Genomic DNA, 11,967 nt, shown 5'->3' with positions numbered 1-11,967 from the left:
CTGCGCAAAGGCAAACCCGAGCAGAAAAACACAGCCATGACGGCCCTGAAAAAATACGCGCGACTGGAGGCGACCGCTTTGTGGCGCGCATCGCCTGATGATCAGCGGCGCGAGGTCGTGCTGTCCGTTGGCGATGCAACGCTGGTCATCTCAGATCTGCGCGATCAGGCGATCACACATTGGTCACTGGCGGCGGTGCAGCGGGCAAACCCGGGTGTCAGACCGGCTATTTTTCATCCCGAAGGCGACACCGGTGAAACCATCGAGCTTGCCGCAGATGAAGCCCAGATGATTGACGCCATCGAAAAGCTGCGCCGTGCGGTAGAACGCAATCGCCCGCGTCCGGGACGATTGCGCTGGCTGGGCATGGCGGTGTCTTTTGCTCTTGTCATTGCGGCTGCGGTTTTCTGGCTGCCCGGCGCTTTGATCACGCATACGGTCTCTGTCGTGCCCGACGTCAAACGCGCCGAGATCGGTGCCGCACTGCTGACACGGATCGAACGCATGACCGGTCCCGCCTGTGCGGAACCTGCCGGGCTGCGCACCGCGCAAGTGCTGCGCGCCAAATTGGGCAGCGGCCCGCTGAGCATCATGCCGAGCGCTGTGACCGGCAGTTTGCACCTGCCCGGCGGGCGCATCCTGATCGACCGTGCCTTGGTCGAGGATTACGAAGAACCTGATGTCGCCGCGGGCTTTATCCTTGCTGAAAAGACCCTGATGGCCGGGTCGGACCCACTGCGCGCCTTGCTCGAAACGATGGGCACCGCCGTGAGCTTCCAGCTTTTAACGACGGGCAGCCTTGATGGGGATACTTTAGACAGCTACGCCGAATATCTCCTCACACAACCGCGCAGCTTTCCGCCCGACGCGCCCCTGTTACAGGCCTTTTCCGAACGGAACCTGCGCAGCACACCCTATGCCTATGCACGGGATATCACGGGGGAAAGCGTGCTCACTTTAATCGAGGCTGACCCGATGGCAGGCCGCACCGCCCCTCCACTGCTGAGCGATGCGGATTGGTTGAGATTGCAGAATATCTGTGGCGGGTAAGTAAACGCCCTATTTCGTGCCAAACATCCGGTCACCGGCATCGCCCAGACCGGGCACAATATACCCGACGTCATTTAGCTGCGCATCCACTGCCGCTGTCACAATCGGGACATCCGGATGCGCCTCCTGCATGCGCTTGATGCCTTCGGGGGCGGCCAACAGGCATAAAAACCGTATGTTTGTTGCCCCGGCCTGTTTCAAAAGGTCAATCGCCGCCACCGAGGAATTGCCTGTCGCCAGCATCGGATCAACCGCAATCACGAGACGGTCCTCCAGCGCTTCGGGCACCTTAAAGTAGTATTGAACGGGCTGCAGTGTTTCCTCGTCGCGATAAAGCCCGACAAACCCCACACGGGCCGAAGGGATCAGTTCCAACACGCCATCCAACAGGCCATTGCCAGCCCGCAGGATCGAAATCAACGCAAGCTTTTTGCCCGCAAGCGTTGGCGCCTGCATCTCCTGCATCGGCGTTTCAATCGTCTTTGTGGTCATGGGCAGACCCCGCGTCACCTCATAGGCCAGCAACTGACTGATTTCGCGTAACAACTGGCGAAAGACGGCGGTCGGCGTTTTCTTATCCCGCATGATGGTCAGCTTATGCTGCACCAAAGGGTGGTCAACGATTGTCACATGATCAGACATAGATTCTTTCTTTGGCGTTTTGCATTATTAATTCGCGTCAGCATTTGTATAAAGCATTTAGGGCACCGGCACATCAAGGTGCTGCGCGACCAAAGCGGCCACATCCCTAAACCCGATATGGCCTAGCTGCCCTGCCCCTTTACCAGCGATCAGCACCGGCACACGTTCGCGGGTATGATCCGTGCCGCGCCATGTGGGATCATTCCCGTGATCGGCTGTGATAAGCAGCATATCACCCGCCTGCAGCCGGGCCAGCATACGCCCCAGACAGACATCAAACCATTCCAGCGCGCAAGCATAGCCCGACACATCCCGGCGGTGCCCGTACAGGCTGTCGAATTCAACGAAATTGGCAAATGTCAGGCTGCCTTCTTCGGCTGTGTCGAGAAGGGATTGCAGGTGGACCATCAACTCCGCGTCACTGCCTTTAAAGACCTGATCAATGCCTTGCATCGAAAAGATATCGCCGATCTTGCCCACCGCATAGACACGACGACCCGCATCCTGCACCCAGTTGGTCAGCACAGGGCCCGGCGGCGCAATCGCAAAGTCGCGGCGGTTTCCTGTGCGTTTAAAGCCCGCACTTTCCGTCCCCCTAAAGGGTCGCGCGATCACACGCCCCACTTTCATGCGGTGCACGAACGGCGCGAGATCCGCACACAGATCCATCAGGCGTTGCAGTCCAAAACTGTCTTCATGCGCCGCGATCTGAAAAACCGAGTCCGCAGAGGTATAGCAAATGGGCTTGCCCGTGCGCATGTGTTCTTCGCCGAACTCGACCACGATCTCGGTGCCGGAGGCGTGGCAGTTGCCCAAGATACCATCCACTTTGGCAAGATCACACACCCGCTGGATCAGCTCGGGTGGAAAAGATTTCGTGGTTTGCGTGAAATGGTGCCACGTCCAGGGGACAGGCAGGCCCGCCAGTTCCCAATGCCCTGACGGCGTATCCTTGCCGGTGGATGTTTCGGTTGCCGCCCCCCAAACCCCTTTGGGTTCGCGCCCCAGCCCCGGAGCAACAGCACCGCTTGCCAGTTGAACCGCCCGGCCCAAGCCCAGCCCGTCCAGATGCGGTACTTTCAACGGCCCCTCACGTTCAACTGACGCTAATCCCCGCGCGCATTGCTGGGCGATATGGCCGACGGTATTCGCGCCGGTATCAGGTATATCACCGTTGAAATACGCCGCCGCATCGGGTGCACCCCCGATACCGACGGAATCCATGACGACCAGAAAGGCGCGCGCCATCATCCAACCCTTTCATGTATCAGGTCAGGCACAGCGATTGTGTCACTCTCCGAGAGGGAGATCGCAGCGCGCACTGCAGCAACCGCGCGATCCGCATCGTCGGGTCGGCTGGCATGCACAACCGCCAAAGGCTGACCCTTGCGAACCTTGGCCCCAAGCCGCACCACCTGTGTCAGACCTACGCGGGGGTCGATCTTGTCCGTCTCAATGCGCCGACCACCGCCAAGGCTGACAACCGCTAGCCCAAGGGCTTCGCCGTCAATCGCAGCGATATGGCCCGATTGCAGGGCCGAAACCTCGCGGATCACGGTCGCTTCGGGCAGGAAACGTTGCCAGTTCTCCACGAAATGCACCGGCCCTCCCATGGCGGCAACCATCCGCCCGAACTGGGTCGCGGCGCGCCCCTCTTTGATCGCGGCACAGATGGCATCGGCCCCGGCCTGTACGTCATTGGCGGACCCCGCATTGGCCAACAGCACCCCGCCCAGCGCGACCGATAGCTCAACCAGCGGCCCATCAGCAGCACCTGTCAGAACGCGCATAACTTCGGCCACTTCAAGCGCATTGCCAAGGCTCGGCGCGAGTGGTTGGCTCATGTCGCTGATCAGCGCAGTGGTTTTGCACTCCGCAGCATTCGCCGTTGTGACCAATGCTTGCGCTAGTGCCTGTGCCGCCTTTTTATCCTTCATGAATGCGCCACTGCCGATCTTGACATCAAGCACCAGCCCCTCAAGGCCTGCGGCGAGTTTCTTGGACAGGATGGATGCGGTGATCAGATCAAGACTATCAACCGTCGAGGTCACATCCCGCACCGCATAAAGCCTGCGATCCGCCGGGGCGATATCAGCGTTGGCCCCCACGATCGCGCAGCCTGCCTCGGCCACGACGGCGCGAAACCGGTCCTCGTCCAGTTGCGTGACAAGACCCGGTATCGCCTCCAGCTTATCTAGTGTTCCGCCGGTATGGCCAAGGCCGCGACCCGAAATCATCGGCACATAGGCCCCGCAGGCCGCCAGAGCGGGCGCAAGCACCAAGGAGATGCAATCGCCCACGCCACCCGTTGAGTGTTTGTCGAGTATCGGCCCCGGCAGATCCCACCGCAACACCTTGCCACTGTCACGCATCGCCAGCGTCAGCGCGACCCGCTCAGGATCACGCAAACCACGCGCACAAACGCCCATGGCAAAAGCACCGGCCTGCGCATCACTCATCCCGTGATCCGCAAGCGCTTGCGCAACCCATTTCATATCTGTCGTGGTGAGGGCCGAACCATGACGCAGGCGCGCAAGGACAGAACGTGCGTCTGCCATGCTACACGCTCATATGATCGGTGTTGAACACCCCGGGCAAGAGCGCACCCACGGTCGTTTTCTGTTCAATACCGGTTGTCGTGGCCATGGTCACAGGCACATCGGCCCCGGCAAATTCCGCAAGTTTTTGCCGACAGCCGCCACAGGGGCTGACCGGCATGGGCGATCCGGCGATCACATAAGCCTCTATGATCACTTTTTCCCCCGCTGCCACCATGGCCGCGATTGCACCCGCTTCGGCGCAGGTGCCTTCCGGGTAGGCCACGTTTTCCACGTTGCAGCCCACGTAAACCGCGCCGGATGCGCCACGCACAGCCGCCCCGACCTTGAAATTGGAATAGGGAACATGGGCATTTTCCCGCACGGCTGTTGCTGCATCTTTCAGGGACATTCGCGCCTCATCAATTCATACCACTCAATCATAGCGTGTCTGCCCGCGCCTCATATTGCAAGAGGCGGCGGGGATTTTTCAGCGCGCCACGACTTTCGTGTCAAACACACCGGGCAATGAGACTTCCAAAAGCTCCAGATCAGACGACGGATCGCTCAGGCGATATGCCATCCGAGGCGGGATCACAAAGGCATCCCCCGCCGTCAGGAAAGACGCATCGCGCCCTTCCCCTTCCAATGTCACCTGCCCCTCCATCACAAAGGTGAAGAGAATGTCGCAGTTGTGTACTGTCCAGATCGTGTTGCCCTCATCGGGGCGCACGACATGCACACCAGCCACATCATTCGTGTGTTCGGCAATAGTGGTGTCCCGGCTTTGAAACCCCGAAATCCGAAAGGGCGCCCATGTTGCCTGCTCTGCGCGGTGGTGCACAAAGCGCTGCCCGTCAAACACACGGTCCGGGTTGGCCGGGCCGTTGGGCAGCGTCATGTCATGATCTATCGTCGTGACATGTTCCGCCGGTACGCCAATTTCGATCACCTCGATATTATCGGAAGCATAAAGCACCCTATGGCGGATTTGCGGCGGCTGGATCACGCAGTTGCCCGCATGCAGACGGAAGGGTTCGCCCTGATCCTCGTAGACCAGATCAACCCACCCCCGATAACAAAAGATCAGCTGAAACCCGACCGTGTGATAATGCACCATATCCGGCACCGGACCGCCGTCCGGGATGCGGATATGACTGGCGATGATTGACCCACCGAGGCGGTCCGGGATCAGATCACGATACTGCATGCCAGCACGACCGATGATCCACGGGGCCTGATCGGCAAGCCTGCGCACCACGAAACGATGTACCGTTTCCGGCAGGATCAGAGGTTCGTTCAGCGCAGCAATCTCGACCCTTGTGCCGTTAGGGGCTGTGAGCACGGTCTGTCCATCGGCGAAACCACCCGGATCATCCGTCAGGATGCGCAACGTCCCCGCAGGTTCGGATGCGCCCTTTTCGATCCGGACGCGCAATCCGTGGCCGGAAAACACCGCCACTGAGGGATCATCAGCTGGATAGATCATATCCATCCGCATCTTCAGCACCTTGGTGAAAAATGGGATGTCTTGACGCAGCTCTTGCGTCGGCAGGCGCACCTCTGCCTGTATGTCACTCACGTTTTGCGACCTCTCCACCGGGCCGCAATAGCCAGAATGGCGCAGACGGGGATGAAGGTCTCGCCAATCTCTTCCACCAACGAGGCTGTCGCATCCAAATCTGCCGAAATCACAATCCCGAAATCCAGCAGCTTGCGCCCCAGACCATCAACGGTTTTCGTGCCGACAACCAAAACGCCGGCCAGTATTGCAAACCAAGGCCAAAGCGCGCCGTCGCGCAACGCACGCAAGACCGCTGGACCGCCGCGCCACGCCGTGCGCAGAATGACATAGATTGAAAACAGCGCGACCGCCCCCGCGATCAGCTTTGTGCCAAGCGCAGTATCACCACTGTAAAGGCGCAGAGACAGAATACCTGCATCGGTGAAAGCTTTGTCAAAGTCCAATTCCCTGCAGGCAAAAAGCGCCATCAACGCGGGCACGTGAAACAGACGCAGCCATTCAGACATGGGCGTCTTGATAAAGAAAACTACGACGGCAAGGATGTAAAGCACAGCCGAGGCCGTCTCCAGACCGCCGCCCTCGCGCTTGAACGACTGGCCCTGAGCAAAGAACAAAAGATCGACGATCACGAAGACCGCAATCAGGCCAAAACTGAGCACAGCTGCGCTGGCCAGTCCCGGCCACTTTTCTGATGTCGCTGTCGGGCTTTGCTGATCTATCATCCGGTACCGCATCGCTTTTGGGGTCGATTTTGCTGCGACGATCATTAAGCTGGCTACAGGTCAGTTGTAAACATCTGCTGTACTCCTGCCCTTGGGTCCAGTAATGAACCGTCGGCAGTCATTTTGCAGATAGTTTAGCATTAAACTACCACGCCCACGGGAGGGGACTTCATATGTCAGACACACCAAACCTGCGCCAGGCAGCACTGGATTACCACGAATACCCCAAACCCGGAAAACTGGAAATACGCGCAACCAAGCCGCTGGCCAATGGTCGTGATCTGGCGCGAGCCTATTCTCCCGGTGTGGCAGAAGCCTGCATTGAAATAAAAAATGATCCCGCCGCAGCCGCCCGCTATACCTCCCGAGCCAACCTCGTGGCTGTTGTTACCAATGGCACCGCCGTGCTGGGCCTGGGTAATATTGGCGCATTGGCCTCCAAACCGGTGATGGAAGGCAAAGCGGTTCTGTTCAAGAAATTTGCCAGCATCGATTGTTTTGACATTGAGGTAGACCAGTCCGACCCTGAAAAGCTGGCGGACATCGTCTGCGCGCTGGAACCGACATTCGGCGCGATCAACCTCGAAGATATCAAGGCGCCGGATTGTTTTACCGTTGAACGGATTTGCCGCGAGCGCATGAACATCCCCGTGTTTCACGACGATCAGCACGGCACAGCTATCGTTGTCGGGGCGGCTGCAAAGAATGCTCTTTTTGTGGCGGGAAAGCGCTTTGAAGACATCAAGATCGTCTCAACCGGTGGCGGTGCTGCGGGGATCGCCTGCCTGAACATGTTGCTAAAACTTGGCGTCAAACGCGAGAACATCTGGCTCTGCGATATTCATGGTCTCGTTTATGAGGGACGCGACGTGGACATGAACCCAATCAAATCAGAATTCGCACAGCGTACCGATTTGCGCACGCTTGATGATGTTATTCACGATGCTGACCTCTTTCTCGGGCTTTCGGGGCCGGGTGTGCTGAAACCGGAAATGGTCCAGCGCATGGCGAAAAAGCCCATCATCTTCGCGCTCGCAAACCCGACGCCGGAAATCCTGCCCGATGCGGTGCGTGCCGTGGCCCCTGATGCAATCATCGCAACGGGTCGGTCCGATTTCCCCAATCAGGTCAACAATGTCTTGTGCTTTCCCTTTATCTTCCGGGGTGCCTTGGATGTCGGGGCGACCACCATCAATGATGAAATGCAGCTGGCATGCATCGACGGGATTGCAGAACTTGCCCGTGCAAGCACCTCGGCTGAGGCGGCGGCGGCCTATAAGGGCGAAGAGATGACATTCGGGGGAGAATATCTGATCCCGAAACCCTTTGATCCACGTCTTGTGGCGGTCGTGTCTTCGGCAGTTGCCAAAGCGGCGATGGACACCGGCGTTGCCGCGCGTCCGATTGACGATCTTGGCGCATATCGGGAGAAACTGAACGGGTCGGTGTTCAAATCAGCCTTGCTGATGCGTCCTGTGTTTCAGGCGGCGCGGCAGTCCCCGCGCCGCATCGTTTTTGCAGAAGGCGAAGACGAAAGGGTCCTGCGCGCCAGTCAGGCCATGCTGGAGGAAACCAACGAGCGTCCCATCCTGATTGGCCGCCCCGAGGTCATCGAAATGCGCATAGAAAAGGCGGGGCTGAACATCAAACTTGGCAGTGACGTCGATTTGGTGAACCCCGAGAATGATCCGCGCTACCGCGACTATTGGGAAAGCTATCACGAGTTGCGCGCGCGCAGCGGTGTAACGCCAGATCTTGCGCGGGCGATCATGCGCACAAATACCACGGCAATCGGAGCCGTGATGGTGCACCGCGAAGAGGCCGACAGCCTGATCTGTGGCACCTTTGGGGAGTTCAGCTGGCACCTCAATTACATCACGCAAATTCTGGGCGGTAAAAACCTTCATCCGGTCGGGGCACTATCCATGATGATCCTCGAAGATGGGCCTCTGTTCATCGCGGATACGCAGGTGCATCTGCATCCCACACCAGAGGAAATCGCAGAGATCGCAATCGGGGCCGCGCGTCATGTGCGCCGTTTCGGGGTTGAGCCCAAGATCGCGTTCTGCTCGCAGTCGCAATTCGGCAACAAAGGCGACGGAACGGGCGGGCGTCTGCGCGGCGCAATCGAGCTGCTAGATCATGGTAATCATGATTTCTGTTATGAGGGCGAGATGAACATTGATACAGCCCTTGATGCAGAGCTGCGCGCGCGCATCCTACCCGGCAATCGCATGGAAGGGGCCGCGAACGTTTTGGTCTTTGCGCATGCGGACGCGGCCTCCGGGGTGCGCAACATCCTGAAAATGAAAGGCGGCGGGCTTGAGGTTGGGCCCATCTTGATGGGTATGGGCAACAGGGCGCATATCGTGTCGCCTTCGATTACGGCACGCGGGTTGCTGAATGTCTCCGCAATCGCAGGAACGCCGGTCGCTCAATATGGATGACCTGTGATCAATTTCCCGTAACCACAAACAATTCAGCCTTTCCAAGTGTAACGTATGTCCCAAGTGTTACCCAGCGACGAAAGGAAGATGTGTGAGAACGAAAACTCTTATAACAGCAGTCGGCGTGGCGCTGGCCGCATGTACGACGGTGATCGAAGAACGCATAACCACCGGTGTCTACCAGGGCGAGGAATATGAAATCCGTACGCGCACCCTACAAGGGCGCAATGGCCCGTTTGAGCATTCGAGCGCCGTGTTCAAAGGGGCGACTCTGGTTTGCCGTATTGACAGTCCTGGTGACTGTGAAAAAGCTGCACAACACCTCATAAATGGTTATGATGACCGCGGTTTTAACGGCTGATAGCGGCTTTTGGCGATAAATAAAACGGTACGTGTGCCACGTCACAGCGACCAGCATTACAAGGAGAGATGTATCATGCAAGCATGGAAGTGGGTGTTGGTTGCTGCTGTGGTTCTGGGAGGCTGCGCCGAGGTTATCGAGGAAAAATACGGGAGCATTGTGGTGGACGGGCAGACCTATGAACTGCGCAGTCGTGTCATGGATGGCCGCAACGGGACCTATACGCACACCAGTGTCATTGTTCGAAATGTGCCGCAAACCTGCCTGCCAGAAAGTCCGGGCGATTGTCGCGCCGCAGTAAAAAATGCACTGAACAACAACGGCCGTCGCTGATCCTCAATAGCAAAACGGATACATAATTCGCAAAGGCTTGCCCTCGCTTTAACGTGGGCGTAACCATAAGCGATTGCTAAGCGTAGGGGTGCCAGACATGAGATATCAAGACATTTACCGGGCCAGTCTGGAAGACCCCGAAGCCTTTTGGATGCAGGCAGCCGACGCCATCGACTGGGAGCGCAAACCGTCCAGGGCGTTGTTTGATCGCGAAGAGCATATTTACGAATGGTATGCGGACGGGCTGGTCAACGGCTGTTACAACGCAGTTGACCGTCACGTGGCCGCCGGGCGCGGTGCGCAGGCGGCGATTATATACGACAGCCCCATCACCGGCACGAAATCCACACTCAGCTATGCCGATCTGCAAACCAAGGTGGCCTCCTTGGCCGGTGCGATGGTTGCCCAAGGTGTTGGCAAGGGCGACCGCGTCATCATCTACATGCCGATGATCCCCGAAGCGCTGGAGGCGATGCTGGCCTGCGCGCGCATCGGTGCGGTGCATTCTGTCGTCTTTGGCGGGTTTGCTGCGAACGAACTGGCCGTGCGCATTGATGATTGTCAGCCCAAAGCAATACTGGCCGCTTCTTGCGGGTTGGAACCGGGGCGCGTGGTCCATTACAAACCGCTGCTGGATGGGGCCATCGAACTGGCCGACCATAAACCTGACTTTTGCCTGATCCTGCAACGGGAACAGGAAATGGCCGAGTTGACCCCCGGCCGTGATCTTGACTGGCACGACGCCCAAAACGGTGTACCGCCCGCCGACTGTGTCCCGGTCGAGGGCAACCACCCGGCCTACATCCTCTATACGTCTGGCACGACGGGCGCGCCAAAAGGTGTGGTCAGACCGACCGGCGGTCATTTGGTCGCGCTGAACTGGACGATGAAAAATATCTATGACGTAGACCCCGGGGACGTCTTTTGGGCCGCCTCGGATGTGGGTTGGGTCGTTGGCCACAGCTATATCTGCTATGGGCCCTTGGTCCACGGGAATACGACCGTCGTGTTTGAAGGGAAACCCGTGGGCACGCCTGACGCAGGCACCTTCTGGCGTGTGATCTCTGAACATAACGTGCGCAGCTTTTTCACCGCCCCGACAGCGATCCGCGCGGTAAAACGCGAAGACCCCAAGGGGCTGGAGCGGGAAAAATATGATCTGTCTTGCCTGCGGTCCCTCTATCTGGCGGGCGAGCGCGCTGACCCCGATACCATTGAATGGGCGCAGGATATCCTGAACGTTCCTGTCTATGATCATTGGTGGCAGACCGAAACGGGTTGGACCATCGCGGGCAACCCGGCGGGTCTTGAGGCGCTGCCGGTCAAGATCGGCTCCCCCACGGTCGCGATGCCGGGGTATGACGTGCAAATCCTTGACGAAGCAGGGCATCCGCAAAAGCCCGGTGAATTGGGTGCCATCGCGATCAAACTGCCGCTGCCACCCGGCACATTGCCAACCCTTTGGAACGCTGCGGATCGCTACAAGAAAAGCTACCTCAACGCCTTTCCCGGATATTACGAAACCGGCGATGCGGGCATGATCGACGAGGACGGATATCTCTATATCATGGCGCGCACCGATGATGTGATTAACGTCGCAGGCCACCGCCTGTCCACGGGTGCCATGGAAGAGGTGCTCGCCAGCCACCCTGATGTGGCGGAATGCGCGGTCGTCGGTGTGAGTGATCAATTGAAAGGGCAATCCCCCCTTGGTCTTGTCTGCCTGACCAAAGGCGTCAACCGACCCCATGGCGAAATCACCACCGAATGCGTCAAGTTGATCCGGGACAAAATTGGCCCCGTAGCGGCGTTCAAAAATGCGCTGGTTGTGGATCGCCTGCCCAAGACCCGCTCTGGCAAGATCCTGCGCGCAACCGTCGTCAAAATCGCGGATAGTCAGGAGTTCAAACTGCCCGCGACCATAGATGACCCGGCCATTCTGGATGAAATCAAGGATGCGCTGCAAACGATCGGATATGCCAAGGGCTGATAGCTTCCGCTGGTTTGGACGAAAAAAAGCAGCCCCCTATGGGACTGCTGCTAGTCAGATATGCGCCAGCGATCAGGCGGCGTCTTTTAGATTGGCAAGAAACTTGTCGACTTGCACTTCCGCATCGGATTTCGCCAAACCGTAACGCTCCTGAATAAGGCCCACAAAGCGTTCCCGTTCACCGGCGGCTTTCTGGATTTCGTCATCCGTTAAATCACCCCATTGCGATTTGATCTCGCCTGTCATTTGTGACCAGTTGCCTTTGATTACGTCCCAATTCATGGTGTCTCTCCTTCATCTGAAACAGTCTCAGTTGAGTGAAACGCGTGCTCTCTACGCGCTGTTCACATGATCAACGCG

12 protein-coding genes are annotated in these 11,967 nt (G+C 58.2%); 5 read left to right on the top strand and 7 right to left on the bottom strand.

Annotated elements, in window-relative coordinates; translation table 11 throughout:
* Nucleotides 1-36 precede the first annotated feature (36 nt).
* A complete protein-coding gene (locus K5Q35_RS13340; protein WP_220799906.1) occupies nt 37-1,050 on the top strand; it encodes a hypothetical protein in 1,014 nt (337 codons plus the stop codon).
* A gap of 9 nt (nt 1,051-1,059) precedes the next feature.
* Here K5Q35_RS13340 and upp read toward each other — a convergent pair whose 3' ends face one another.
* From upp to K5Q35_RS13310, 6 genes are all read right to left on the bottom strand, one after another.
* On the bottom strand, nt 1,060-1,692 hold the full coding sequence (gene upp, locus K5Q35_RS13335) for a uracil phosphoribosyltransferase (protein ID WP_013960429.1): 633 nt from the start codon (nt 1,690-1,692) through the stop codon (nt 1,060-1,062).
* Between the two features lie 57 nt (nt 1,693-1,749).
* Entirely contained in the window at nt 1,750-2,940 is a 1,191-nt protein-coding gene (locus K5Q35_RS13330) for a phosphopentomutase (RefSeq protein WP_220799905.1), read from the bottom strand.
* On the bottom strand, nt 2,940-4,250 hold the full coding sequence (locus K5Q35_RS13325) for a thymidine phosphorylase (RefSeq protein WP_220799904.1): 1,311 nt from the start codon (nt 4,248-4,250) through the stop codon (nt 2,940-2,942). The genes K5Q35_RS13330 and K5Q35_RS13325 overlap by 1 nt, the downstream gene beginning before the upstream one ends.
* Nucleotide 4,251: 1 nt before the next feature.
* Nucleotides 4,252-4,641: a cytidine deaminase gene (locus K5Q35_RS13320; protein WP_013960426.1), complete on the bottom strand. Its 390-nt coding sequence runs from the start codon at nt 4,639-4,641 to the stop codon at nt 4,252-4,254.
* A 78-nt stretch (nt 4,642-4,719) separates the two neighbouring features.
* Nucleotides 4,720-5,811, bottom strand: coding sequence for a cupin domain-containing protein (locus K5Q35_RS13315; RefSeq protein ID WP_220799903.1), 1,092 nt, complete (start codon nt 5,809-5,811; stop codon nt 4,720-4,722).
* On the bottom strand, nt 5,808-6,521 hold the full coding sequence (locus K5Q35_RS13310) for a hypothetical protein (protein ID WP_220799902.1): 714 nt from the start codon (nt 6,519-6,521) through the stop codon (nt 5,808-5,810). Before K5Q35_RS13310 ends, K5Q35_RS13315 begins: the two co-directional genes overlap by 4 nt.
* Before the next feature lie 128 nt (nt 6,522-6,649).
* Between K5Q35_RS13310 and K5Q35_RS13305 the strand changes: the two genes are divergently transcribed.
* The 4 genes from K5Q35_RS13305 (at nt 6,650) to K5Q35_RS13290 (ending at nt 11,607) form a co-directional block, all read left to right on the top strand.
* On the top strand, nt 6,650-8,923 hold the full coding sequence (locus tag K5Q35_RS13305) for an NADP-dependent malic enzyme (protein ID WP_220799901.1): 2,274 nt from the start codon (nt 6,650-6,652) through the stop codon (nt 8,921-8,923).
* A 91-nt stretch (nt 8,924-9,014) separates the two neighbouring features.
* Complete coding sequence (locus K5Q35_RS13300) at nt 9,015-9,284, top strand: hypothetical protein (RefSeq protein WP_013960422.1); 270 nt, start codon at nt 9,015-9,017, stop codon at nt 9,282-9,284.
* Between the two features lie 75 nt (nt 9,285-9,359).
* Nucleotides 9,360-9,617, top strand: a complete 258-nt coding sequence (locus K5Q35_RS13295; protein ID WP_220799900.1) for a hypothetical protein — start codon at nt 9,360-9,362, stop codon at nt 9,615-9,617.
* A gap of 97 nt (nt 9,618-9,714) precedes the next feature.
* Nucleotides 9,715-11,607, top strand: coding sequence for a propionyl-CoA synthetase (locus K5Q35_RS13290; RefSeq protein WP_220799899.1), 1,893 nt, complete (start codon nt 9,715-9,717; stop codon nt 11,605-11,607).
* A gap of 72 nt (nt 11,608-11,679) precedes the next feature.
* On the opposite strand, the gene K5Q35_RS13285 is transcribed toward K5Q35_RS13290, so the two are convergent.
* Entirely contained in the window at nt 11,680-11,889 is a 210-nt protein-coding gene (locus K5Q35_RS13285) for a CsbD family protein (protein ID WP_013960419.1), read from the bottom strand.
* Nucleotides 11,890-11,967 lie beyond the last annotated feature (78 nt).

Origin of the sequence: Roseobacter sp. OBYS 0001, from assembly GCF_019654895.1 — a bacterium.
GTDB classification, from domain to species: Bacteria; Pseudomonadota; Alphaproteobacteria; order Rhodobacterales; family Rhodobacteraceae; genus Roseobacter; species Roseobacter litoralis.
The sequence above is the reverse complement of the archived record's forward strand: the minus strand, read 5'-3'. Positions and strand labels throughout refer to the sequence as shown.

Coding starts and splice junctions, on each gene's coding strand:
- K5Q35_RS13290 (WP_220799899.1), top strand. CDS start 9,715: ATGAGATATCAAGACATTTACCGGGCCAGTCTGGAAGACCCCGAAGCC.
- K5Q35_RS13295 (WP_220799900.1), top strand. CDS start 9,360: ATGCAAGCATGGAAGTGGGTGTTGGTTGCTGCTGTGGTTCTGGGAGGC.
- upp (WP_013960429.1), bottom strand. CDS start 1,692: ATGTCTGATCATGTGACAATCGTTGACCACCCTTTGGTGCAGCATAAG.
- K5Q35_RS13340 (WP_220799906.1), top strand. CDS start 37: ATGACGGCCCTGAAAAAATACGCGCGACTGGAGGCGACCGCTTTGTGG.
- K5Q35_RS13320 (WP_013960426.1), bottom strand. CDS start 4,641: ATGTCCCTGAAAGATGCAGCAACAGCCGTGCGGGAAAATGCCCATGTT.
- K5Q35_RS13305 (WP_220799901.1), top strand. CDS start 6,650: ATGTCAGACACACCAAACCTGCGCCAGGCAGCACTGGATTACCACGAA.
- K5Q35_RS13285 (WP_013960419.1), bottom strand. CDS start 11,889: ATGAATTGGGACGTAATCAAAGGCAACTGGTCACAAATGACAGGCGAG.
- K5Q35_RS13325 (WP_220799904.1), bottom strand. CDS start 4,250: ATGGCAGACGCACGTTCTGTCCTTGCGCGCCTGCGTCATGGTTCGGCC.
- K5Q35_RS13310 (WP_220799902.1), bottom strand. CDS start 6,521: ATGATCGTCGCAGCAAAATCGACCCCAAAAGCGATGCGGTACCGGATG.
- K5Q35_RS13330 (WP_220799905.1), bottom strand. CDS start 2,940: ATGGCGCGCGCCTTTCTGGTCGTCATGGATTCCGTCGGTATCGGGGGT.